General features: G+C 60.9%; 21 protein-coding genes. 9 read left to right on the forward strand and 12 right to left on the reverse strand.

Annotated features, from left to right (window positions below; translation table 11 throughout):
• The 6 genes from C6Y62_RS16575 to C6Y62_RS00030 all read right to left on the reverse strand — a co-directional run.
• Positions 1-337, reverse strand: a 337-nt coding sequence (locus C6Y62_RS16575; protein WP_338074319.1) for an autotransporter outer membrane beta-barrel domain-containing protein, incomplete at its 3' end; no start/stop codon positions are given.
• The gene (locus C6Y62_RS16580; protein WP_173952299.1) at positions 334-1713 is read right to left on the reverse strand and encodes an autotransporter outer membrane beta-barrel domain-containing protein; all 1380 of its coding nucleotides are present in this window, start codon (positions 1711-1713) and stop codon (positions 334-336) included. The genes C6Y62_RS16580 and C6Y62_RS16575, both read right to left, overlap by 4 nt.
• A 557-nt stretch (positions 1714-2270) precedes the next feature.
• Positions 2271-2954: a response regulator gene (locus C6Y62_RS00015; protein ID WP_173952300.1), complete on the reverse strand. Its 684-nt coding sequence runs from the start codon at positions 2952-2954 to the stop codon at positions 2271-2273.
• A gap of 144 nt (positions 2955-3098) precedes the next feature.
• A complete protein-coding gene (locus C6Y62_RS00020; protein WP_173952301.1) occupies positions 3099-4343 on the reverse strand; it encodes a TolC family protein in 1245 nt (414 codons plus the stop codon).
• Positions 4340-7429 carry an efflux RND transporter permease subunit gene (locus C6Y62_RS00025; protein WP_173952302.1) on the reverse strand — a complete coding sequence of 1030 codons (3090 nt, stop codon included), beginning with the start codon at positions 7427-7429 and terminating at the stop codon, positions 4340-4342. The genes C6Y62_RS00020 and C6Y62_RS00025 overlap by 4 nt, the downstream gene beginning before the upstream one ends.
• Positions 7430-7438: 9 nt before the next feature.
• A complete protein-coding gene (locus C6Y62_RS00030; RefSeq protein ID WP_173952303.1) occupies positions 7439-8539 on the reverse strand; it encodes an efflux RND transporter periplasmic adaptor subunit in 1101 nt (366 codons plus the stop codon).
• A 218-nt stretch (positions 8540-8757) separates the two neighbouring features.
• On the opposite strand from C6Y62_RS00030, the gene C6Y62_RS00035 reads away from it, so the two are divergent.
• The gene (locus C6Y62_RS00035) at positions 8758-9429 is read left to right on the forward strand and encodes a response regulator (RefSeq protein ID WP_173952304.1); all 672 of its coding nucleotides are present in this window, start codon (positions 8758-8760) and stop codon (positions 9427-9429) included.
• A complete protein-coding gene (locus tag C6Y62_RS00040) occupies positions 9429-10820 on the forward strand; it encodes an ATP-binding protein (RefSeq protein WP_173952305.1) in 1392 nt (463 codons plus the stop codon). Before C6Y62_RS00035 ends, C6Y62_RS00040 begins: the two co-directional genes overlap by 1 nt.
• A 17-nt stretch (positions 10821-10837) precedes the next feature.
• On the opposite strand, the gene C6Y62_RS00045 is transcribed toward C6Y62_RS00040, so the two are convergent.
• The 3 genes from C6Y62_RS00045 to C6Y62_RS00055 all read right to left on the reverse strand — a co-directional run bounded on the left by C6Y62_RS00045 (position 10838) and on the right by C6Y62_RS00055 (position 13143).
• A complete protein-coding gene (locus C6Y62_RS00045; RefSeq protein WP_173952306.1) occupies positions 10838-11185 on the reverse strand; it encodes a hypothetical protein in 348 nt (115 codons plus the stop codon).
• A gap of 68 nt (positions 11186-11253) precedes the next feature.
• Complete coding sequence (locus C6Y62_RS00050; RefSeq protein ID WP_173952307.1) at positions 11254-12054, reverse strand: YggS family pyridoxal phosphate-dependent enzyme; 801 nt, start codon at positions 12052-12054, stop codon at positions 11254-11256.
• Between the two features lie 162 nt (positions 12055-12216).
• On the reverse strand, positions 12217-13143 hold the full coding sequence (locus C6Y62_RS00055) for a LysR substrate-binding domain-containing protein (RefSeq protein WP_173952308.1): 927 nt from the start codon (positions 13141-13143) through the stop codon (positions 12217-12219).
• Between the two features lie 133 nt (positions 13144-13276).
• Between C6Y62_RS00055 and C6Y62_RS00060 the strand changes: the two genes are divergently transcribed.
• Both C6Y62_RS00060 and C6Y62_RS00065 read left to right on the forward strand, forming a co-directional pair.
• The gene (locus C6Y62_RS00060; RefSeq protein WP_068464027.1) at positions 13277-14155 is read left to right on the forward strand and encodes a pirin family protein; all 879 of its coding nucleotides are present in this window, start codon (positions 13277-13279) and stop codon (positions 14153-14155) included.
• Between the two features lie 278 nt (positions 14156-14433).
• The gene (locus C6Y62_RS00065) at positions 14434-15333 is read left to right on the forward strand and encodes an MBL fold metallo-hydrolase (protein WP_173952309.1); all 900 of its coding nucleotides are present in this window, start codon (positions 14434-14436) and stop codon (positions 15331-15333) included.
• Here C6Y62_RS00065 and C6Y62_RS00070 read toward each other — a convergent pair.
• The 3 genes from C6Y62_RS00070 to pdxH all read right to left on the reverse strand — a co-directional run bounded on the left by C6Y62_RS00070 (position 15287) and on the right by pdxH (position 17939).
• Complete coding sequence (locus C6Y62_RS00070) at positions 15287-16135, reverse strand: DUF1499 domain-containing protein (protein ID WP_173952310.1); 849 nt, start codon at positions 16133-16135, stop codon at positions 15287-15289. The two genes, C6Y62_RS00065 and C6Y62_RS00070, sit on opposite strands and share 47 nt — an antisense overlap.
• A gap of 225 nt (positions 16136-16360) precedes the next feature.
• Entirely contained in the window at positions 16361-17119 is a 759-nt protein-coding gene (locus tag C6Y62_RS00075) for an SDR family NAD(P)-dependent oxidoreductase (protein WP_173952311.1), read from the reverse strand.
• A gap of 166 nt (positions 17120-17285) precedes the next feature.
• Complete coding sequence (pdxH, locus tag C6Y62_RS00080; RefSeq protein ID WP_173952312.1) at positions 17286-17939, reverse strand: pyridoxamine 5'-phosphate oxidase; 654 nt, start codon at positions 17937-17939, stop codon at positions 17286-17288.
• 211 nt (positions 17940-18150) lie between these two features.
• Between pdxH and C6Y62_RS00085 the strand changes: the two genes are divergently transcribed.
• The 5 genes from C6Y62_RS00085 (at position 18151) to C6Y62_RS00105 (ending at position 22840) form a co-directional block, all read left to right on the forward strand.
• Complete coding sequence (locus C6Y62_RS00085; RefSeq protein WP_157066828.1) at positions 18151-18564, forward strand: hypothetical protein; 414 nt, start codon at positions 18151-18153, stop codon at positions 18562-18564.
• A gap of 167 nt (positions 18565-18731) precedes the next feature.
• Positions 18732-19583 (forward strand): enoyl-ACP reductase FabI, encoded by an 852-nt coding sequence (gene fabI / locus C6Y62_RS00090; RefSeq protein ID WP_068464013.1) that lies wholly within the window; start codon positions 18732-18734, stop codon positions 19581-19583.
• 27 nt (positions 19584-19610) lie between these two features.
• Positions 19611-20198, forward strand: coding sequence for a histidine phosphatase family protein (locus C6Y62_RS00095; protein ID WP_173952313.1), 588 nt, complete (start codon positions 19611-19613; stop codon positions 20196-20198).
• 677 nt (positions 20199-20875) lie between these two features.
• The gene (gene aroC, locus C6Y62_RS00100; RefSeq protein WP_068464007.1) at positions 20876-21961 is read left to right on the forward strand and encodes a chorismate synthase; all 1086 of its coding nucleotides are present in this window, start codon (positions 20876-20878) and stop codon (positions 21959-21961) included.
• 372 nt (positions 21962-22333) lie between these two features.
• Positions 22334-22840 carry a hypothetical protein gene (locus C6Y62_RS00105; protein ID WP_173952314.1) on the forward strand — a complete coding sequence of 169 codons (507 nt, stop codon included), beginning with the start codon at positions 22334-22336 and terminating at the stop codon, positions 22838-22840.
• Positions 22841-22902: the final 62 nt, after the last annotated feature.

Raw genomic sequence — 22902 nt, forward strand, 5'->3', positions numbered from 1 at the left:
CACCTTCCGCATATGAGCTGACGGCAGTGCCGCGCCGCTCATGCAGCGTATCGAGCATCAGGCGGCCATACAGCAGCGTCATCGCCGGAACGGCGGCGTAGAGCGAGGTTTCTGGACGATAGTCGGGGATATCGTCGCCACTACCGCCGCCGCCACCGCATTCCGCAACGTTAGGATCGAGTTCGCAATCGAGATCAGAGCGCAGATACCAGTTCTGCGGGTTGGCACCGTTCTCGCCGCCTTTATAGAGCGAGTATTCATACGGGCCTGCAATGACCGGCGCTGCGAGTCCAAACAGCCCCGGCATCGTTGTGCCGCCGTTGACGGTATCGATCACGAGGATGCCGTCATCTGTGGTAGGTGCACCGGCGCCGCCGACGTTGTTGACGGATAGAAAGCCGATCCAATGCCCGCGCCACCATCGATGATCATCCGGTCAGACGGCGAACCGTCGCTGCCAAGATGCGTGTTGATGCCGACCGTGCCGCGGAGACCGAAGTAGTTCGTCACCGTCAAAGTCTTGTAGGGGCCTGCTGCAGATGGGGGCGGGGTAAACTGCGCAACACTGCCGATCTGAGTTGCCAGATGAGTTAGACTGGAATTGCCCGTGATGTTCCACACCGACGAGCCCACCAGATTGAGTTCGGCAGTGCCGCCACTGGCCGTCGTCGCCACACCCGTGACCGTCGAATTCGTCGCATCTATGTTCAGGACGCCGGTGGGACCAACGTTCAATAGCTCAGTTCCGCTGGTAATGGTCGAGTTATTGACGGTCGCGTTGAGTGCACCGGGAGTGACGCTCAACGCGGGCCCACTGGCAGTCTGCAACGTGCTGTTGGTCATGCTGAACTCGGTGAGAATGCTACCGTCGGTCACAATGCCAGCCGAACCAGCCCCTGATGCTTGGAGGGCGCTGTCGACGACCGCAATAGTTGTGCGCTCACCCAGCCGTGCAATCGCCGAGTTGGCTCCGGTCGTTGTGACGGATGATCCGCTTAAAATTTCAATGGTATTCCGATCATATGTATCGATACCGTATGTATTGGCGCCAGTTGTAATGACTTGGCTTTCGTTCGCCAGCGTGACTTGCCCCGAGAACTGTGAATACACACCAGTTCCGGCCGCGGTTCTGATTGTGCTGGCATCGACGTTGATCTGCCCGCCAAATGTGGTGACACCGAATCCAACACCCGTAGTGATGATTTGCGTTCCGTTTGTGAGATTCACGATCCCGTCGGCGCTAACGCCATATGCACCAGGTCCGCTGACATTCACCACGACCGCATTGGCGTTGATCTGCCCGTCCCCGCCCAGTCCGATATTACCGCTGCCGTTTTCGATCGTGATTGCTCCGTTACTCAGTTCGATGATCGAATTGCCTGCAGCCCTAGCGCCGTCGCTTCTGGTGTTGGTCACAGAACATCCGTCGGCGGATATATATGCTGAATTCGTAGCCGGGAATCCATAGCCACTACTAAAAGGCGCACCGTTAACGGCCGTGATGCCTATTCCGTTGCGCAATTCAATACGTGAGCCCGTTCCCGTTGCGACGACAGCTGACCCATCGTCATGTGAAGCGCTGATCGTGGAGCCGGCCTGATCAATGGTGATGCTACCACCGGATGCCGCATAGGCGCCGTATGCATAGGCGCCACTTGTTGTTGCTGTGACCGGTCCTGTGGTTACGATCGTGCCGCCGTCGTGCGCCCACATCGTGCTGTTCGCGAATCGATCCCCGGTCGTTCTCAAGATGCCGCTGGCGGTCAGATTCTGCCCTGCTCCAGCTTCGACTTGCTGCGCCTGAACACCTCATGTCTGCATCACAGCAATCATCGCGATGATTGAAAACGCGCAGCGATGCGCATGGCATGACAACGTCATGACCGTCCCTCTCGAAAAACTGGTTGCGGCGATGCCGCTGAAAATTTGAAGCGTAGCGCAGCGAATCGCGGCAACGCAGGCCTGACGCGCTAGCTGGGCACGGTATGAAGATGACTCGAAAAGCGAACGTCATCGCGCGACATGGAGCGAGCTCCAACTGATCTGAACACAGACCAGCATCGGTGATTCGCATCGCGCAGCCATTGCTGCTCGCGGGGACGGGCCTAGATGTGCTCATTACCGTCGCAGATTAAGCGCGGCACACTGACGGATGAACATCATATCGCTAAACAACGTCGTCTAAATGATTAGGTCTGCACGCACTGCTGCGAGCGGCTACTCGATGGCGGGTTTCCTGATGAATGGCGCCAGCACATGCTCTGACCATTTCAAGAACGCTTGTCCCACTGACCAATCAGATAACCCAGTCCGCGCACGGTTTTTATTGAAACGTCAGCACCCGCATCGGCGAGCGTTTTACGCAACCGATGGACGTAAACCTCAACGGCGTTTGAGCCGACAGCTCCGGCGAGTGCATAGATCTCGTCTTCAATGAGCTGCTTGGATACCACGCTGCCGGCACGCCGCAACAACAGCTCCAGCACAACGCTTTCGCGCCCGGCAATGCCTCTATTTTCGCCGGCTACGGCCAGCTCGCGCGTCTCGGCGTTGTATTCTACATTTCCCAGCTTGAGCGCACGCCGATGCAGCTCTCCCGGACGCCGCAACAGTGCTTCAAGACGTGCGACGAGTTCATGGAATGCAAATGGTTTGGTCAGGTAATCATCAGCGCCGCTCTTGAAACCTTTGACCTTGTCCTCAACGCCGCTTCGAGCTGTCAGCACCAGTACGGGAAGCGCGTTGTGCGACATCCGCAGCGCCTTCAGCAGATCTACGCCATTGCCATCGGGCAATCCGAGATCAAGTATCAACGCCGCATAGTCGACGGTTTCAAGCGCCAGCTCTGTCTCAGCAATCGACCCGAGAATGTCAGCCTCATACCCCGCTTGCCGCAAGCCGGAGGCGAGGAGACCCGCCAGTTCGCTGTTGTCCTCAACCACCAGAACGCGCATTACGGATGCCTTTCGCGACATAGCATCGAAACCAGCACAGCGAGCCAGGTGCCGCCGGTTCGGCGCGCACCTTGCAGACAAGAGGCCGATGCGCGTCGTTTCTATTGCATCTTGTCTTGATCACAGCTTACCTGACGCACCACGTCACGGCTCCGTCAAAAGCGCTGCAATGTCGCCCCGCGCAGCTTGAAACCGCAACTGCGCCTCCATAAGGCTACCCGTCAGCTCAACGCCGCTTACCGTGCTTTCCACCCGGGTGCGGGTGGCATCCAGCAAATCGGCGATGGTGCCGCCTGAGAGCTTGTAAGCATCCTCCGACATGCGCTTCAGCTTGGCCAGACGCGGATTCACATTCGCGCGGAAGTTTTCAAAAGCTGCACCTCGTTCGCGGACCTGCGAAGCATACTTGACCAGATCCGCATGCACCTCGGCGTTGGCAACGCGCAGCTTCAGATACGCCGTGCGCACTTCGGCTTCTGCCTTTTCAACCGCTCCTTCGCGGCGATCAAAAATTGGTATTTCAAGCGAAACACCGATATTCGTGGTGGAACCATAGGGGCTTTCAGTCCAGAACCGCCCGGTGTTCACAGACACCTCCGGAAACCGTTCCCGGCGCGCTGTCTCCAGCGAAGCCTGCGCATGACTAACGTCGCGGCGGGCGGCCGTTACGGTCGGATGCTCGACGATATAATCGTCATATCCACTCAACGCGCTGAGGCGCCAGGGGCGCAACTTTCCCGCTCCGCGCGGTCTCCAGTTCTCGACGCCGAATATCGCCGCAAGCCGAGCCCGCTTACCCGCAAGGTCTGCCTTCGCCTCGCCCACGTCAGAAAGCCAGATTGCGCCCTCCACCTCTATGCGCTCAAGATCGTAATCACTCGCCATGCCAGACGATCGACGGCCTTCGACAAGCTTGCGCAGGCGCACGATTTCTTTTTGGCGTTCCTCAAGCAGTCGCAGCTTTTCCTGCGCAACAAGCAGCTCGATGTAAGCGGCGCCCGCCTCTACAGCCCGCTCGGTCGCTGCCGCTTTGACACGGGCCTCTGTGGCGCGGAGCCCCTGCTCGGCAGCTTCAATGCGCGCGCGGCGCTGACCGCCGATCAGCAACGGAAACTCCACACCCACCTCATGCGCTTTGTGGCCTTCGAAGTTGGTCAGTGGCCCCGTCTGATACGCGCCACCGTACGTTACCGTCGGATTAGGCCACGCGCCCGCTGAAGTACGGTCCGCCCGCGCGACGGCAACATCCTGCCAGTCAAGCTCCGTGCGCGGATTGGACTGAAACGCGAAGTCGATCACGTCATCGAAAATGATCTTTTCTGGCAGCGATTGCGTCAGGGCCGGAGCTGCGAATGCCAGCAGTGCGGCCATGATGGAAAGCAGCCTCATGCCGGCACCTCCGAGCTTTTTCTGATTTTTTCCCGCGCCACCAAACTGTAAAGGACCGGCAGCACGAACAGCGACACAGGAAGCGTCGTCAACATTCCGCCCACGATAACAAGTGCAAATGGGCGCTGCGTCTCGCTGCCAACGCCGGTGGAAACCGCCATCGGCAGCAGACCCAGCAGAGCCAGCACCGATGCCATCAACACCTGGCGCATACGGTCGACCGCGCCATTCAGAACAGCGCTGCGTGTGTCGTGACCTTCCTCTCGCAGCGCCTCTATCGCCGACAGCACGAGCACGCCCATCAGCGAAACCTGGCCCAGCAGCGCGATGAACCCAACCGCAGCGCTGACCGACAGGTTCACCCCTGTAAGCAGCAACAGGAACACACCGCCCGTCATCGCAAACGGCATCATCACAATGACAACTGTTGCACACAGCCAGCTGCGCATGGCCGCGTACAGCAGACCAAACACCAGCAGCAGCGCGATGGGCACGACCGTCTTCAACCGCTCGGTCGCGCGCGTCTGGTTTTCAAACTCACCACCCCATACGAAGTAATGTCCGCTCGGCGCCGTGACGTTTGTCGCGACCTTTGCCATCGCATCCTTGACCACCGAGCCCATGTCGCGGCCTTCGACGTTGAACTTCAGCGCCAGAAAGCGAACGTTGCCCTCGCGAACGATGGAGGCCGCACCGTTGGCGACCGTAATGTCAGCAAGTTCGCGCAACGGCACGCGCCCGCCCTGCGGTGTTGTAATGGCGAGGCCAGAAATCTTCTCTACGTCGCTGCGGTTTGAGTTCGGGAAAATCAACCGTACCGGCACCGGCCGCTCCCCCTCCCAAAGTTGCGTCGCGACGCGGCCGGCAAGCGCTGTCTCGATGGTTCGAGTTGCATCTTCCATTGCCACACCGGCGCGCGCCAGCGCTTGCCGATCCAGCGTTATCTGCAGTTGCGGAATGAATGCGTCACGATACAGATCAAGCTCGGTGACCCCGGGCACATCCTCGATCGCCGCCCGTGCTTCCAGCAATGTGCTGCGCATTAACTGCAGATTTTCGCCGAACAGTTTCAGAACCACTTTACCGCGCACACCGGCGACTGCCTCTTCCACGCTGTCCTTGATCGGCTGCGTAAAATTGAAACGCACCCCAAGAACCGGCGCCAGAGCAGAGCGCAATTCCGCAATGACCTGCGGCTTCACCATGCCCGAACGCCATTCGGATTCCGGCTTCAAACGCACAACAGATTTCACCATGTTGACGCTTTCGTTGTCGGTGCCGTCTTCAGGGCGCCCGTGCTCGCTGTGGATGTCGTGAACCTCGGGAACAGCCGTGACGCGCTGATGGATGTCGGCCAGAATCGACTGGCTTTTGCTCATCGATATGCTGGCGGGCATCTCAATGAAGATGCCGATATCGCCCTCGTCGAGTTCCGGTAGGAATTCCGTGCCCAGCCGCTGCGCAGCGAGGCCGCCAGCGACAAGCAACGCCAGCGCGAACACGGCAACAACGGCGCGGCTTTTCAGCAGTCCGGCTAAGGCAGCGCGATAGCCGTTGCGCAGCCGAACCATCCACCCCGGTTCTTGCGGAATGCCAGCCGAAGAACGGAACGCGAAGGCGCATAGCGCTGGCACCAGCGTCAGCGAAAACACCAGCGCGCCGGTCAATGCGAATGCATATGTTTGTGCCAGCGGCCGAAACAGACGGCCCTCAACCGATTCCAGCGTGAAGATCGGCAGCAATGCAGCGATAATAATCAGCATTGCGTAGAATGTTGGCTGCCCGACCTCGACGGCGCTTTTCACGATCAACTGCAGAATGTCGCGCCGCTTCTGTGGCCGATGCTTATGGATCGCATGCATGACATTCTCGACCAGCACCACAGCGCCATCGACGAGAATGCCGAAATCAATCGCGCCCATGGATATCAGGTTGGCTGGCATACCCGCCGCGGAAAGGCCGATAAACGCCACCAGCAGCGACAGCGGGATCACCACCGAAACAATTGCGGCGCCCTTTACGCTGCGCAGAAACAGCCACACCACGCCGGCAATAAGAAAGAACCCATGCAGCAGGTTGTCATGTACCGTCGACAGTGTGTGATCGACCAGGACGCTGCGGTCGAGCGCAACGTCGACATACATGCCGCGCGGCAGAATGCTTGCATTGAGGGCTTCGACCTGTTTGTGGATGCCTTCCAGCACAACCGACGGGTTTTCACCACGGCGCATCAACACCAGGCCTTCGACAACCTCCTGCTGGTCATTCCACGCCACTGATCCACGGCGCGGCGCGGCCGCCTGCTTGATAATGGCAACATCACCCAGCGTAAGCGCAGTGTTGTCCTTCGCACGCAGCGGAACGTTCTTCAGATCCTCCGCAGTCTTCAGGTTGCCAAGCCCGCGTATCGTAAGATCCTGATCGCCCTGCTGCAGAAAGCCACCACCGACATTGATGTTCGCCTTGCTGATCGCATCCTCAAGATCGCTGACGGAAAGACCGGCCGCGTACAGCTTGGCGGGATCGGCTTCAACGTGGATCTCTTTCAGGAATCCACCGAACGGCACGACGTCGGCAACGCCGTGTACCTGCCGCAGCACACGCGTCACGGTCCACTCCATCTCCGAACGGAGCTGGTAAAGATCGTGCACGGGGCTAAGCAATCGGAAGCGATAAATCTTGCCGAGCGGGGTCGCATCCGGCGCCAGTGCCGGCGTGATGCCGTCGGGCAAATCAGCCCCCGACATGCGCTGCGCCACAATAATGCGACTGAGAAACGGATCGGCGCCGTCCTCAAAAACCAATGTCACAATCGACAACCCGAACAGGTTCTCACTGCGCATCAACGTCATGCCAGGCGTGCCGTTGAGGGCCCGCTCCAATGGCACCGTTACCTGCCGCTCGATCTCCTCGGCCGCATAGCCAGGCATCTGGGTGATGACCTGCACCTGCGCGTTGGTGACGTCGGGATATGCTTCAATCGACGTGTTGCGATAGGCATGAATGCCGAACAACGCAACGAGTGCCGCCAGGATCACAATCGTAACGCGACCCTTTACGCACTGATCAATGATACGTTCAAACATGGCAGAACGTCAGAGCAGCTGCTCAGAGCTGCTATCAAGCAGCAGAGCGCCTTTGACGACAACCTTTTCGCCGGAGCGCAGACCATCGGTGACAGCCACGCGACCATTGCGCGAAGCCCCTATGGTTATCGATCTGGGCTGAAGCACACCGCTTTCGTTTTCGACATAAACGATGTATCGATCACCGTCCTTGATAAGCACCGCCTCCACCGGAAGCGAAAGGTGCGCAGTTGCGTCGGTTTGCAAACGCACATCCACAAGCATGCCCGGCGACAAAGGCTTGGTTGTGCCATTAAGACCGATATAAACCGGCACACGACGCTGATCCGCGTCGACCGTGCGCCCGATCCGCTCGACGACCGCGTCGTATGTGGCGCCGATGGATCGTATTGCGACTTTCGCCGGCTGGCCCACCGTTATGGCCGCCAGCTCGTGCTCTGCCACATCCGCGATGACAAACAGCTTGTCAGGGTTGCCGATATCAACCAGCGCTTCGCCATCCGGCGAGGCCATAGCGCCGATTCTTGCGCGCACCTCGGTCACCACACCGCTGGTTGGCGCCCGCAGCGTAAACTGATCGTTCGGGCCATCCCCAAGCTGATCGGCAGCCCTTTGCGCCCGGTCGAGTTCTGCTACCGCCTCACGCGCAGCGATCTCGGCGCCAAACCTTTCGACCTCAAGCCCTACTCCCCGCTTCAGCATCTCGGTTTGCCGGGCCAGCATATCGTCAGCCGCAGCCGACCGGGCGGCAGCCTGCGCAAGCGCTGCTCGCGTCGCGGCAACTTCTGCGCCTTTGAGTGTCATCAGCGGTGCATCTTCCGACACCACATCACCGGGACTGACGTGCACAGTGACGACCCGCGCCTGCACGGGGACACTCACCGAAGCCAGCGCCTGCGGCCGGAACGCAACGCGCGCAGGAATAGAGTCACCCAACTCTCCAGCGCGTGCCGCGACGGATTCGATCGTCAGCGCGTCACGGGTCTGCAGCACCGGAGGCCGTTCGGAGGTATTGGGCGCAGTTCTGCTATCAGCTTCAGTGCACCCCGCGAGCAAGCCGCACGCGGCGGTTCCCACCAGTGCAATGGCGCACATCCGCATCAAATTCATCACGTCCCCCCTCCCGACCAACTATCGGCGACGGGCACACGATCAGACGTGGACCTGACAAAATACTTACAACGCGCAAAACCTCGCGCCAGCAGCGGCCAAAGCGCCACCATGCGCGCCGGGGGCCAAAACCCTTACGCGAAAATTACAGCGGCCTTCGGTTGTGTTTTGTTTCCCGGCGCGCTTTAACCGGCCCCGATACAGGATATCCAGATGCGATGCGGCTACTGATCGTCGAAGATAACGAGCAACTCTCCGAGCTCATTTCCAGCGGTCTGCGCGCAGCCGGGTTTGCCACCGATTCCGTCACCCGCGCCGACCAGGCACTGGCGGCTGCGACAGCCAACCGTTACGCGGCCATCATTCTGGATCTCGGTCTGCCCGATCAAGATGGTTCGAGCGTTCTCGCCACATTGCGGCAGGCCGGCAATCCGACGCCTGTGCTCATCCTTACCGCGCGTGATGGCGTCGATGACAGGGTGGCGGGGCTGCGCGCAGGCGCTGACGATTACCTGGTCAAGCCGTTCGCATTCGCCGAACTGATCGCGCGCATTGAAGCCTTACTGCGTCGGCCAGGTAATCTGCTTGGCGCGCAACTCCAGCTTGGCGACCTGACCTTTGATACGCAATCACGACAGGCAATCGTTGACGGTCACCCGGTGCTTCTCTCCGTGCGGGAGACCACGGTGCTTGAGCTTCTCATGCGGCGCAAGGGCAATGTCGTCTCCAGGAAGGCCGTGGAAGACCATCTCTTTGGTTTGGGTGAAGTGACTTCAAATGCCGCCGAGGTTTACGTGCACCGATTGCGCAAACAGCTTGCGGCAGCTGGCGCGAGCGTAAAAATCGCAACCATGCGCGGCGTTGGCTATGTGATGAAGGAAACCGATTAGTGCCGACTTTCCGTTCGCTCACGGCACGGATGACTTCCCTGCATGTCATCACTATCCTTATAACGGCCACCATCATTCCGCTGGTGCTGTTTTATTTCATGAACGTGGCCGTGCATACGATTCATGAACAGGCGATGCGCGATCAGGCCGAATGGCTGGCCTCCAACCTGCGCCGTAATTCCGACGGCAAACTAGACCTCGAATTGCCTCGTAACCTCAAAGCGATATTCTCCGACGACTATGGGCGTTATGCCTACGCAGTGTTGGATGAACAGGGCGCGCCGCTGCTGTCTCCCACACCCTACGCACAAGGGCTTTTCGTTTCATCCGACACCATTCCCAGCGGCTATCAGGTCGCGAAGATAGGTGACAAGGAAATTGCCGGCGTCAGCATCCTCAAAAACATTGGCGACGAAAGTCTGTGGGTTCAGGTTGGTGAGGATCTTCACCACCGGGATGTGGTGCTGGATGACGTGGTAGCGGAGTTTCTGCAGCGTGTTGGATGGACCGCCATTCCAGTACTGTTGCTGTTGGCGACCGCCGATATTCTCATCGTTCGAAACTCGATGCAGCCCTTGCTGCGTGTCTCAACCAAGGCCGCGCGCATTTCGCCCAACCGGCTGGAAGTTCGACTGCCGGTCCACGATGTTCCAAACGAAATTCTGCCGCTGGTCACCAGCATCAATCAGGCGCTTGATCGGATCGAGAAGGGCTTTGCGCATCAGCGCGAGTTCATTGCCGATACCGCCCACGAGTTGCGCACACCACTGGCCGTGTTGCGCGCGCGCCTTGAAACCCGCGCCGACCTGCTGCCGACTGATGAACTGTTCCGCGATGTCGATGTCATGAGCCGCGTGATCGGGCAGCTGCTCGATCTTGCCGAATCCGACAACATTCTTGTGCATGCCAGCGACCGCGCCGATCTTTATGAGGTGTGCGCCGACGTTGCTGCCCACATTGCCCCGCTGGCGCTGGCGCAGGACAAAAGCGTTGCTCTCGAAGCTTCCGGCGCGCCGGTATGGGTTCGCGGCAACGCAGAACTTCTGCGCCGCGCCGTGCGCAACCTTTCTGAAAACGCACTTAGGCATACGCCGGCCGGCTCTACCGTTGAACTGATTGTCGGCTCGGACGCTACGGTCACCGTACTTGATCGAGGTGATGGGGTACCGGTCTCCCAGCGCGATACAATCTTTCAGCGCTTTGGCGTCCGCGATCCCTATCGAACCGGCGGCGCTGGACTGGGCCTGTCCATCGTCAAACGCATTGCCGAGATTCATCAAGGCTCGGTAACTGTTGACAGCCGCAACGGTGGCGGCGCGCAATTCACACTGCGTCTGGTAGCGCTCGACGACAACAGAACCGCATCGGCTGACAACGAACTCACATCGTAAATCCTGGCGGACCAAACTCACGCGACCAAAACTGACGTCGCGCATAGCTTGTTGGGCATTTCAACGCCACCGCCGCGATGACCTCGAAAGAGCCATCGCGGCGTTTTTACTCTTGAACCGAGGGTGAACCAGTCCAGCGGCGTGTAGGCCACCTTGGTAAAGTCAGCGACCTCATGGCGTACGGCATCGCGCGCCCCGACAATATCAAGCGCTTCGCTGTTGCGGCTGCCGCGCGTGTCTTCAGCGCGATATGAGACGCCATTGGCTACGTCGACCTTGCCGAAGTCGAAATCGAACTTCGACAGGTTGGTGATGTCGCCACCCCACATATCGGTATCCGAGCCACTGCGGAAGTTTGGCGCCACCAGGCCCTTCTGAACCACCAGCTGACAAGAGGCAACTACAGCGTGCGCTCTGCGCACCGCTCTATTGTCTACTGCTGGTCGGGTTCGGGTGCGATCAGTCCGGGCCAATAGTGTGCATCGCTCGTCGGTCGTGCTCCGAAAATGGCCTGACCGACGCGCACGACATTCGCACCTTCCTCGATCGCGATCTCGAAGTCGCCGGACATGCCCATCGAGAGCTGAGTCAATGCCGGGTGAACCGCCACAGCGCGATCCCGCAGGTCACGCAGCAATCGGAAGCAAGTCCGAACGCGCTCGACATCGGCACTGAATATCGCGAGCGTCATCAGTCCCTGCGGTTTCAGGCGGGGAAATTCGGCCAGGCGTTCGACGAACGGAATGACGTCCGCCGGTTGCAACCCATACTTGCTCGGCTCGCCCGATGTGTTGACCTGCACGAACACATCAAGATCGCGCTCCTGCGCTTCAAGACGTCGGTTCAGTTCCTCCGCCAGCCGGAAGCTATCGAGCGCATGGAATTCCGATGCGAAGCGCACCAGATACTTCACCTTGTTGGTCTGAAGATGCCCGATGATGCTCCAGCGGATATCGAGATCGGCAAGAGCTGCGTTTTTATCGCGCGCCTCCTGCAATTTGTTTTCACCGAAATCGCGGATTCCCGCTGCGAAGGCGTAGCGCAGAACCGGCGCCGGCACAGTCTTGGTTACCGGCAGCAACCGCACATCATCCGGCGACCGCCCGCTGCGAAGACACGCTGCGGCGATGCGGGATCTTACTGTCTGCAGATTGGCAGCGAACGACGTAGCAGGCTCAGCGCCGAAACGCGCAATATCGGCAGCCGATAAATCGGCTCTGTGGCTCGTCGTCATTCTGCGTCCATTCCTGTGCCAGCCGGTTCGCGCGTCACTTGTGAGCGCGCGTGGTGTGCACACCATGTAGGACGCATTTGCGCGCGAGGTAGTCCCTTAAAACGCCGCACACAGCTAAAGTGCATAAACGATCCGTTCTCAGCGCGCAGAAAAACGGGCGACCTACTGATGACGCGAAGCGTCGATCAGGTTAAGCGCGCTGTACTCTGCGGCAAGAAAATCGATAAATCCGCGTACAGACGGCAGCAGCCCGCGACGGGACGGAAACACCGCGTGCACTATGCCACCGGGCGGTGTCCAGCCCGGCGTGACGTTGACCAGCGCACCGGACGCTATGTGCTCATCGGCCACCATCGATGGCAGCTTCACGACGCCCACTCCGGCAATGGCCGCCGCCAGCAGTTGCGCCATGTCGTCGGTGATCAGCCGAGGCTGATGCGTGATCCGCACCGCCGCGCCATCCGGCCCCACCAGCTCCCAGACGTGCTTGGCTACTGCTGGCGCCAGATCGAGACTGGGCAGCGCCGCAAGATCGGCCGGCACCAGCGGCAACGCCATTCCCTTGATGAGCTCCGGGCTGGCAACCATGCGCTGCGGACTTTCGCTCAGCGTGCGCATCACGAGGTCGCTCTGCTCCAGTGGCGGGAAGCGCACACGCAACGCAACATCAAAGCCCTCGCCGATCACATCAACACGGCGGGACGTCGAAACCAGATCGACGTAAACGCGCGGAAACTTCGCCATGTAACGCGCGATCATCGCGCCCACTTCAAAACAGACCAACGCCGGCGGCGCGCTGACCCGGATGACACCCTGCGGTTCGGAGCGCGACCGGTCGATCACGTCCTGCGCCGCCTCAGCCTCGACCAGCATCGCCACGCAGTGCCGGTAATACGCCTGCCCCAGCTCCGTGACCGCGAGCTTGCGCGTTGAGCGCTGCAACAGGCGCACGCCGAGCCGCTCCTCCAGCTCCTGGACCCGGCGGCTCAACTTCGACTTAGGGATACCCAGCGCCCGGCTGGCGGCGGCAAACCCACCATGCTCCACCACCGACGCGAAATAGTAGAGGTCGTTGAGATCCTGCTTCATGCCCAATCGTCCTATATTTGGGACGGTGTAGTCAATATATGGCTACTAACGAACATTTCGTCCCGGCAATAGGTATTGAGCCAACGGAGATGCCCACTGGCATCCCCCACCAATCACCAGCAGGAGAAATGCCATGAGAAAGATTCTCGGCATCTACAGCGCCCCGCGTCAGCACTGGGTCGGCGACGGCTTTCCGGTCCGCACCGTGGTCTCCCACCGCGATCAGGGCCAGCACGTCAGCCCGTTCATCATGATGGATTACGCCGGCCCGGCCGTTTTCAGCCCCACCACGCAGCGCCGCGGCGTCGGCGCCCATCCGCACAAGGGGTTCGAGACGGTGACCATCGTGTACGACGGCGAAGTTGAGCACCGCGATTCAACCGGTGCCGGCGGCGTCATCGGACCGGGGGACGTGCAGTGGATGACGGCCGCCAACGGCATCGTCCACGAGGAATTCCATTCCGATGCATTTGCCCGCAAGGGCGGCGCATTCGAGATGGCGCAGCTCTGGGTGAACCTGCCCGCGAAGGATAAGTCCGCGGCCCCCGGCTATCAGACGCTGCTCGCGTCCGACATCCCGGTCGTGGAACTGCCCAACGGTACGGGGCGGGTTCGCGTCATCGCCGGCAACATTGACGCTGCCAACGGTCCTGCGCGGACGTTTACGCCCATCAACATCTGGGACGTGCGTCTGAACAGGAACAAGACAGCGACACTCGATCTGCCGGAAGGCCACACTCTGACGGTGGTCGTGCTTTCGGGCACCGTCGAGATCAACGGTGAAGAAGTTGTACGCGACGCGCAGACCGTCGTGTTCGCTTCGGAAGGCGGCAGCATCACCATCGAAGCCAATGGCGATGCCAAGCTGCTGGTGCTGAGCGGCGAGCCCATCAACGAGCCCGTCGTCGCCCAGGGTCCGTTCGTGATGAACACCGTGGGCGAGATCAAGCAGGCGATGCTTGATTTCCAGAACGGCAAGTTCGGCGGCATCGCTGCTGTCGAGCACGCCTGACGCAACTGCGGTGCTCCGGATGAAAATCCGGAGCACCATCCTCGCGCCGCATATTCCCCGCCGCGTCCAGTTCCCAGAAGGAGCCCCGTGCCGCTGCAATTGCCGGCGCGCGGCCAGCCAAGGCATGCGAAAGGCGCGGCACTTGCAACCGTGCGCGCCTCAGCCGCTGGGCAAACCGCTTCCCATCTGTCATGACCTCGGCCTCGCTGCGGGCTACACTCCCGCTCGCCGCACAGGCATTGCCCGGCGGCCCGTTTCCAGCAAGACCGGTTCGTTGTATGGCCCTGAACTTCAAAACCGACATGCACTTCAGCTACGGCGTCCCCACCGTTATGGCGGATGGGATCGCGCGGCTTGTGGCGCCCAATGCCGGACCGCTGACGTTCAAGGGCACCAATACCTATCTGGTCGGAACCCGCAGCCTCGCCGTCATTGATCCAGGTCCGGAAAGCGCGGTGCATCGTGATGCGATCCTTGCGGCAGCGAATGGTCGCCCGATCACACACATCATAATAACCCACGCCCACCGCGACCACACCGACGGTATCGACGCCCTCGTGGCGGCAACCGGCGCACGCACGTTTGCATTTCGGCGCGCGAACCTGACACCCGAGCAAGGTGGCGATCCCCATGCGGAGTTTGTCGGACACGATTTCGTGGCGGATGTGCACGTTGCCGATAACGACCGCATCGCTGGCGAAGACTGGGCATTAACTGCGCTGCATACGCCGGGCCATGCGCCGGACCACCTCTGCCTTGCGATGGAAAATCAGCCGATCGTTTTTTCCGGCGACCACGTAATGGCGTGGAACACTTCGGTTATCGCTCCGCCCGAAGGGCGCATGTCCGATTATCTGCGTTCTCTGGAGCGGCTGCTGGCACGCGACGATGCACTGCTTTTACCCGGCCATGGTGGGCGCATCGAGGAGCCCAAGCGCGCGGTGAAAGCCTATCTGCTGCATCGCAAGTGGCGCGAGCAGGCTATTCTCGAAGCTATCCGGAAAGGCGCATCAAGCGCGCGCGCACTGCTGCCGATCATCTATCGCGATCTCGATCCAGCGGTGATGGGCGCGGCGATGATGTCGCTGCGCGCGCACATCGATCATCTGGCCGAGCGCGAACTCATCACCGTCAGCGACGGTTCTTCGATCGCCGATTGCGAGGTTCGTCCTCTTTAGGTTCTTCGGCCTTCTCTTCGCGTCCGGCCGGAACGGACGATTCCATTGCCACAACGATTTCCTTCAGCAGCACGCGAACCCGCGCGGCGTTAAAACCGAGATCGTGCTTGCCGTAACGCCAGGCTGAGCGGACATCAACGCGGGCGTGCTTTTCCGTGCCTGAGACTCGGATGGCGATGTCTTCTTGCAGCCCCAGAATTAACGTGCGATCCGCCACTTCAATGAAGCCTGGGCGCTCAACGGAGTCATCAGGCGGCTGCTGATGGATGATCGGCAGCTTCAGCCGCCGCAAGGCTGCAATAACAAGCTCGAAAACTTCGTCGGCAGGCCTGTCGATTTCAATCGGCCGAATGTCCGGATAGGTCGCAGCCTGCTTGCGCGCGAAGGATTCGCCCACGTACGCTACAGAGTTTGCATCGGGTGCGCGCAACTTGGCGATCTCAATGAACGGCGGCGGATCAACGGTGTCGGTCGTTACGTCGTAGATGCTCGGCAGGCCATCATATTTCGGCAGAAAGATTAGCGGCCAAAGCATCAGGGCCAGGCTGACAAGAATGGCGAACACGGCGCGCGACGTTCCCGCGCGTCCGGTGCGCCAGATGCCGATGATTGCCAGCACCGCAAAAGCGATCGCCAGTCCGGCGCCGAGAAACGCAACCGCCGCAAGATTGAAGGCGATGGGCGTGGGCAGTGAAAAAATGCGGTGCAGGAATGCAGCCGTGAACAGCAATACGGCCGAGAACACCGCGATGCGGCTGGTCCAGCGACCGAAGAAGGAAGGCGCGGAGGGCGACGATCTCATGCGCGGCACCGTGGGCAAAACGCGGTGGCCACTGCCGGGCGTGATGCTTCAGCGGCTGAAAGAGGTGCAGGCGCGGCGGAGGTCATGCGAGGTCAGCCATCAGTTAGTTGCTAACGCACTTCGGCGTCGGCGTTTCCCCAGAGTGCAAGGCAGGCCACTTTAGTCGAGAATCAGCCAGGATGCAGCGATGCGCCCACAGCAAAGTGGACTTCCACGCGCGGCACCTCAAACGTGCTGGCCGCCGTTGATGTGCAGCTCCGCCCCGTGGACATAGCTCGACTGTTCACTGCACAGGAAATAAATCGCGCGCGCCACTTCCTCCGGCGAACCGAGCCGATGCATCGGAATTTGCTCCTCCACGATCTTGCCCGTGCCCGGCGAAAGAATGGCGGTGTCAATCTCGCCCGGAGAGATGGAATTGACGCGAACACCCTCGCGACCGAAATCGGCCGCCATCTCGCGCGTCAGCGCTGCCAGCGCCGCCTTTGATGTTGCATAGGCCGATCCGGCAAACGGATGCACGCGCGTGCCGGCAATCGAGGTGACATTCACCACTGCTCCGCCTGCTTTCGCCAGTTCGCCGAAAAGCCCACGCGCCAGCATGATCGGCGCGAAGAAATTCACCTGAAACACCTCACGCCAGATCTCGTTTGAGGTGTCCCGTGCCCCCAGACGCTGGCCACCCGGTGCCTTGGGGCTGATGCCCGCGTTGTTGACCAGCGCATCCAGATAGCCGCCTTCATCTGCAAGGCGCGCGCGCAAATCCTCGATGGCGCGCTCGGTATCCTGCGGATCGGCAAGATCAACCTGCAGATGGTTTTCACGCCCCATCTCCCAAGGGCATTTTTCCGGGAAAGCATGGCGCGAACAGCTGATGACGCGCCAGCCCGACGCCGCAAAACGCTGCACGGTAGCGTGCCCGATTCCGCGCGAGGCGCCGGTCACGACCAGTATTTTCCGCCTGCGCTTTTCGTTCGTCGGCATGCCACCTCTTTCCCGCAGCCGCCACATATGACGTCAGCGGATTTGACCGTAGATTGTGACCGGGTCAAGCCACGGCCGCACGGAGCATGGTTGCCATGCCGTTGCGCGCCGCATCCGACACTGACGCGATCTCAAAGTCAGTACAGTCTCACGGGTAAAGGCAGGCTCAAGGATACAGGCGGGTTTTCGACCACTCCGCACCGGGCGCTGGCCGCGTGAACACCACGCGCTCGTGCAGCCGCGATATCCGCGCATGCCAGAACTCGATCTGCACAGGTGTGATGCGGAAGCCGGACCAGTGCGGCGGGCGGGGCACCTCGCCGAGCAGATACCGGGCGGCCTCGCCAGCTACGGCCTTTTCCAGCGCAAAGCGGCTTTCCAGCGGCCGTGACTGCTTCGATGCCCAGGCGCCAATCTGCGATGTGCGGTGCCGGGTCGCGAAATATTCGTCGGCTTCCTCAGCCGTCGTCTTCGTCACCGGGCCGCGCACACGCACCTGCCGACGCAGGCTTTTCCAGTAAAAATCGATCGCCGCGTGCGGGTTGGCCTGCAGCTCCTGCCCCTTGGCGCTCTCGTAGTTGGTGAAGAACACGAAGCCACGATCAGGGTGCCCGATCGGATCGACGGCCTTCAACAACACCATGCGCACGTTGGGATGGCCCTGGCTATCGACCGTGGCCAACGCCATTGCGTTGGGGTCTTCCGGCTCGTGCTTGGTCGCCTCCCGCAGCCAATCACCGAACAGGGCAAAGGGTTCATCGGCGGCAACGAAATCGCCGGGCTCTACTACCGTCTCGGCTGCGGGGAGCGAATCACTCACGTCAGAACCTCAATGCAAGAAGTTTTTCTCGGTCGAGACACGCGTTCAGTCGAATTTAACCAAGCCGGAGCATAGTTGTCACAGGTCGCGCCAGTCTTCGCGCGGCAGTTGCGTAGGTTAGATTCAAGTGAGCGTCATGAGTCAGCACCCCTCTGTAGTAACGCTTACCGCCGTTGTCACCACCGGCATGGTTTTGTTTGCAGCGATACTGATGGCTCCCGCCACGGCCTTCGGCAGCGAGCAGTGGGAAACATCGGTCACCCGCGAAGGAAGCGCCGCACCGGCTCCGGCGGCTGCTTTGCCTGAGACACCCGGCATTTCGATCCTGTCCCAGACCGAAATCAGTGTGCCCGGCGCGCGCTATCAACTGGATGAAAAGGACGAAATCGCCGCACTGGAACGTATCCAATATGCGCTCACCGAGGTGGGCGACGGCAAGACTTATGTCTGGCGCCGCTGGCACGGAAAGCTCTCCGGCCTTGTCCAGCCGACGGCATCATTCAAGGACAGCAGCGGCAAGATTTGTAGACATCTCATAGTTTTAATGACCAACGGCCCGACATCGAAGCGCCAGGAAGGCATCGCCTGCCGGTTGCCTAGCGGCCGTTGGCAATTGGACGGCTGACCCGGCGGTAACCCCCTTCCCGCATGGCGATCAGCGCAAAGGCCGGCCCCGAGCCGGCCTTTGACTTTTTACCTGCGGGCAAGCGCCCATCTGGACCCACCGTTTCATTTGTGTAGGATGCGCGCCGAACTGACCGGGCGATAACCAGGAACTATAGAGAGAGACCCATGACGGAGCCTATGCCGAGCGCAGGGGTTGCGAAGGGCAACCTGTTGGCTGGCAAACGCGGCCTTATCATGGGCCTTGCCAACAACCGTTCAATTGCCTGGGGCATTGCCCGCGCCGCTGCTGACCAGGGTGCTGAGCTTGCCTTTACCTACCAGGGCGACGCGCTGAAAAAGCGTGTGGAGCCGCTGGCCAAGGAACTTGGCTCGAAAGTCGTGCTGCCGTGTGACGTCAGCGACGCCGCATCGATGGATGCCGTGTTCGCTGAGCTGGAGCGCGTCTGGGGCAAACTCGACTTTTTCGTCCATGCCATCGCCTTCTCGGACAAGGCTGAGCTGGACGGCCGCTACGTCGATACCACCGAGAAAAATTTCAGCCAGACGATGCTGATCTCCTGCTACTCGTTTACGGCCCTCGCGGCCCGGGCCGAGAAGCTGATGTCCGACGGCGGCTCGATGCTGACCCTCACCTATTACGGCGCCGAGAAGGTCATGCCTCACTACAACGTGATGGGTGTGGCCAAGGCCGCGCTGGAGGCGAGTGTGCGCTATCTGGCGGCCGATCTGGGCAAGACCGGCATTCGCGTCAACGCCATCTCGGCTGGCCCGATCAAGACGCTGGCCGCTTCCGGCATCGCCGACTTCCGCTACATCCTGCGCTGGAATGAGTACAACTCTCCCCTGCGCCGGACAGTGAGCATTGAAGATGTGGGCGGCTCGGCACTTTACCTGCTTTCGGATCTCTCCGGCGGCGTTACGGGTGAAGTGCTGCACGTCGACAGCGGCTATCACGTTCAGGGCATGAAGAACGAGGACGCCCCGGACATCACGGTCGCCAAGTCCGACGAGAGCTAAACGCCCGCAGAAGAGCAGCTTTTAGTGATGCGCGCCGGGGTTACGATCTATTTCATCCGCCACGGCGAGACCGACTGGAACGCCCAGTCGCGCTATCAGGGGCAGGCCGACGTGCCCCTGAACGACAAGGGCCGCGGTCAGGCCCGGCGCAACGGCGAGACGTTGCGTGCGCTGGCCCCTGAAACCGGCGCGCTCCCCTTCATCGCCAGCCCGCTGCAGCGGGCGCGGGAAACCATGGAGATCGTGCGATCGGCCATGGAGCTGCCCGCTGAAGGCTACAGCCTCGATCCACGCCTGAAAGAGATCAATTACGGCGCCTGGCAGGGCACGCTGGCGGCGGAGCTGCCCCAGGTCGATCCCGATGGGCTCGCAGCACGCAACCTCGACACGTTCAACTGGCGACCGGAAGGCGGCGAGAGTTACGCCGACCTCACCCAGCGCGCCGTCGGCTGGCTGGACGGCATAGACGGCGATTGCGTGGTTGTGGCCCACGGCGGCATCAGCCGGGTGCTGCGCGGGCATCTCTATGCCCTGGAGCCGCTGGCCATCCCCGACCTTCCCGTTCCGCAAGATCGCATTCTCATTCTGCGCCGCGACGGCATGGAGTGGATTTAGAGGGGCTTTTTGTTGGGCTTGGCGACTCCGCTTCGCGGAGCCGGCCGCCAAGCCCGATAAAGTTGGCTCAGCAGAACGCCTCCCACACACTTCAGGCGCGGCGGCAAGCGCGGCTGGCGCCCCGATACCTTCCCGTGTCCGGCGGCCGGCTCCGCGCAGCGGAGTCGCCGGACACCCCCAAAAAAAGAAAGAGCCGAAGCAGCGGCTGCCTCGGCTCTTTCCCGTTTGGTGAATGACACCGCTCGGTGACGGTTGCTCAGGCCGCCATAGAGCAGTGTTTCGGGCAGTCCGTTCCTCTCGGAGGCCCTGAACGCTTTTACGCAGTTTGCGCTACGCAACCCGACGCTTGTGGCGCCGTTGATCCTGAAACAGCAAAAGAAACCAGAAGTCCAAGGCAAGCCTTGTGATGACCGAAGGTTTCACCACCCGGAGGTGGCCCATGCAGGTAGCCGCTTTTCGCCGAGGCGAGATGCGACCGGGCTGCTGCTTCAATGCGATCAATCGCGAAGCACGACGCGATACCCCCCCACTTAAACTGCGTCGCGCTCGTCTGTCACGGTCTTTGCCACCCAGCGCACTTGCGAGGCCTCGCTTGCGCTCCTAAGACTGGCACAACTGCCACGGGGCCAAATGTTGCACACACAGCCCCTTTTGATTCCTCAACGCGGCTACAGGCGATGTCACACAACACTTTCGGCCATTTGTTTCGTGTCACGACCTGGGGCGAGAGCCACGGTCCCGCCCTCGGCTGCGTTGTGGACGGTTGTCCACCGGGAATTCCGCTTGAGCCAGCCGAGATCCAGCAGTTCCTGGATAAGCGCCGCCCGGGCCAGTCGCGCTTCACCACCCAGCGCAAGGAGCCCGATGAGGTCGAGATTCTTTCCGGCGTGTTCAGCGATGGCGAAGGTCGTCAGGTGACGACCGGCACGCCGATCTCACTGATGATCCGCAACGTCGATCAGCGCTCGAAGGACTACGGCGACATCGCCAGCAAGTTCCGGCCCGGCCACGCCGATTACGCCTACTTCAAAAAATACGGCATCCGCGACTATCGCGGCGGCGGTCGCTCATCGGCACGCGAAACCGCAGCGCGGGTCGCCGCTGGCGCGGTTGCGCGCAAGATCATTCCGGGCGTGCGTATCCGTGGCGCGCTGGTGCAGGTCGGCGATATCAAGGTCGACCGCTCGCTGTGGGATTGGGACGCCGTCGACGCCAATCCGTTTTTCTGTCCCGACGCCGCAACCGCCGTGAAGTGGGCCGACTATCTCGATGGCATCCGCAAATCCGGCTCATCCATCGGCGCGGTGATTGAAGTAGTCGCCGAAGGCGTTCCAGCCGGCTGGGGCGCGCCGCTCTATGGCAAGTTGGATCAGGACATCGCTTCGGCGATGATGAGCATCAACGCGGTGAAGGCCGTCGAGATCGGCGCCGGCATGGCAGCCGCGGAACTGACCGGCGAAGAAAACGCCGACGAGATCCGCATCGGCCATGATGGCGAGCCGTGTTTTCTTTCCAACCACGCCGGCGGTGTTTTGGGCGGCATCTCAACTGGCCAGCCGGTCGTGTGCCGGTTCGCGGTGAAGCCGACGTCATCCATTCTCACGCAGCGCAAAACCATCGACATCAACGGCGAGGAAGCCGACGTGATGACGAAGGGACGTCACGATCCGTGCGTCGGCATTCGCGCCGTGCCCATCGGCGAAGCGATGATGGCGATCGTGCTTGCCGATCATTTTCTGCGTCACCGCGCACAGATCGGCTGACATCATCCGCTCTGCACAAGCGCGCATAATTCGTACGCTGTCGGCGTGTGCATGCACGCGCGCACGCCGCGTAACGATGCGAAAATTTGCAGTGTTTATCGACAAAATGTCACACGCGAGGCTAGCCAAAGTTTGGTCGCTGCGTTATCGTCAAGAAACTGAAGCTCAAGAGAAATCCCAACACTGACGTTGCGGCTGGCATGGCCCGGCAACGCGCCGCTCTCGGCTGCGAGAGCATGCGCTTGCGTTCTGCATGCCCCGCGCGAACGAGAGCGCTTGCCTGTTTTCAGGACAAGCACCGGACTTGGCTGGTTGACGCGTGGGAGGCGTGACACTGTGTTGAGACTCGACGGACGTCGACAGATTTCGCTTTTGAGCAAAGCCGTCATCGAGCGCAGCTCGCCGGAAATACGTTACGACGTCGCGCCCTCGGTTCCCCTCATAGCGCGCGACAGCTTCGTGGCCGACACCGCGGTGAAGATGGAGCAGATGCAGGCGACGTTGCGGCTGCTATCGCGTGACATGTCTCAGCTTGCCGGTGCTGTCGCCGATCTGCAGAAAGCGACCGAGGACGAACGGCATTATCGCAATTTCCGCATGGGCGAGCAGCGCAGTCGTGAAAGCAAGCTCGATGAAGTCCTGCGCAAGTGCCGCGATCTGAAGGCGCGGCTGGACCGCATCGAATACACGTCGCCCCGTGGCGACTACCACGCCTACACCAGCTTCGAAGCGATCAGCCGCAAGCTGGCGGAGTTCGACACTTTCCGCGCCTACGCCCAGCGCATCGAGCGCTCGCTGAATGCGCGCGCGTGGCTACTGTGCGCCATCATCGCGGCCGGTGCTGGCGTGCTTGTGGTGGCCGCACGGCTGGCGAGCTGAGCTAAGAAAGCCCGGCCGGCGCATGGAATGTGCTCCACACTGCGCGGCCTACCACGGGCCGC

The sequence above is a fragment of the Hyphomicrobium sulfonivorans genome (genome assembly GCF_013306565.1).
GTDB lineage: Bacteria > Pseudomonadota > Alphaproteobacteria > Rhizobiales > Hyphomicrobiaceae > Hyphomicrobium_A > Hyphomicrobium_A sulfonivorans.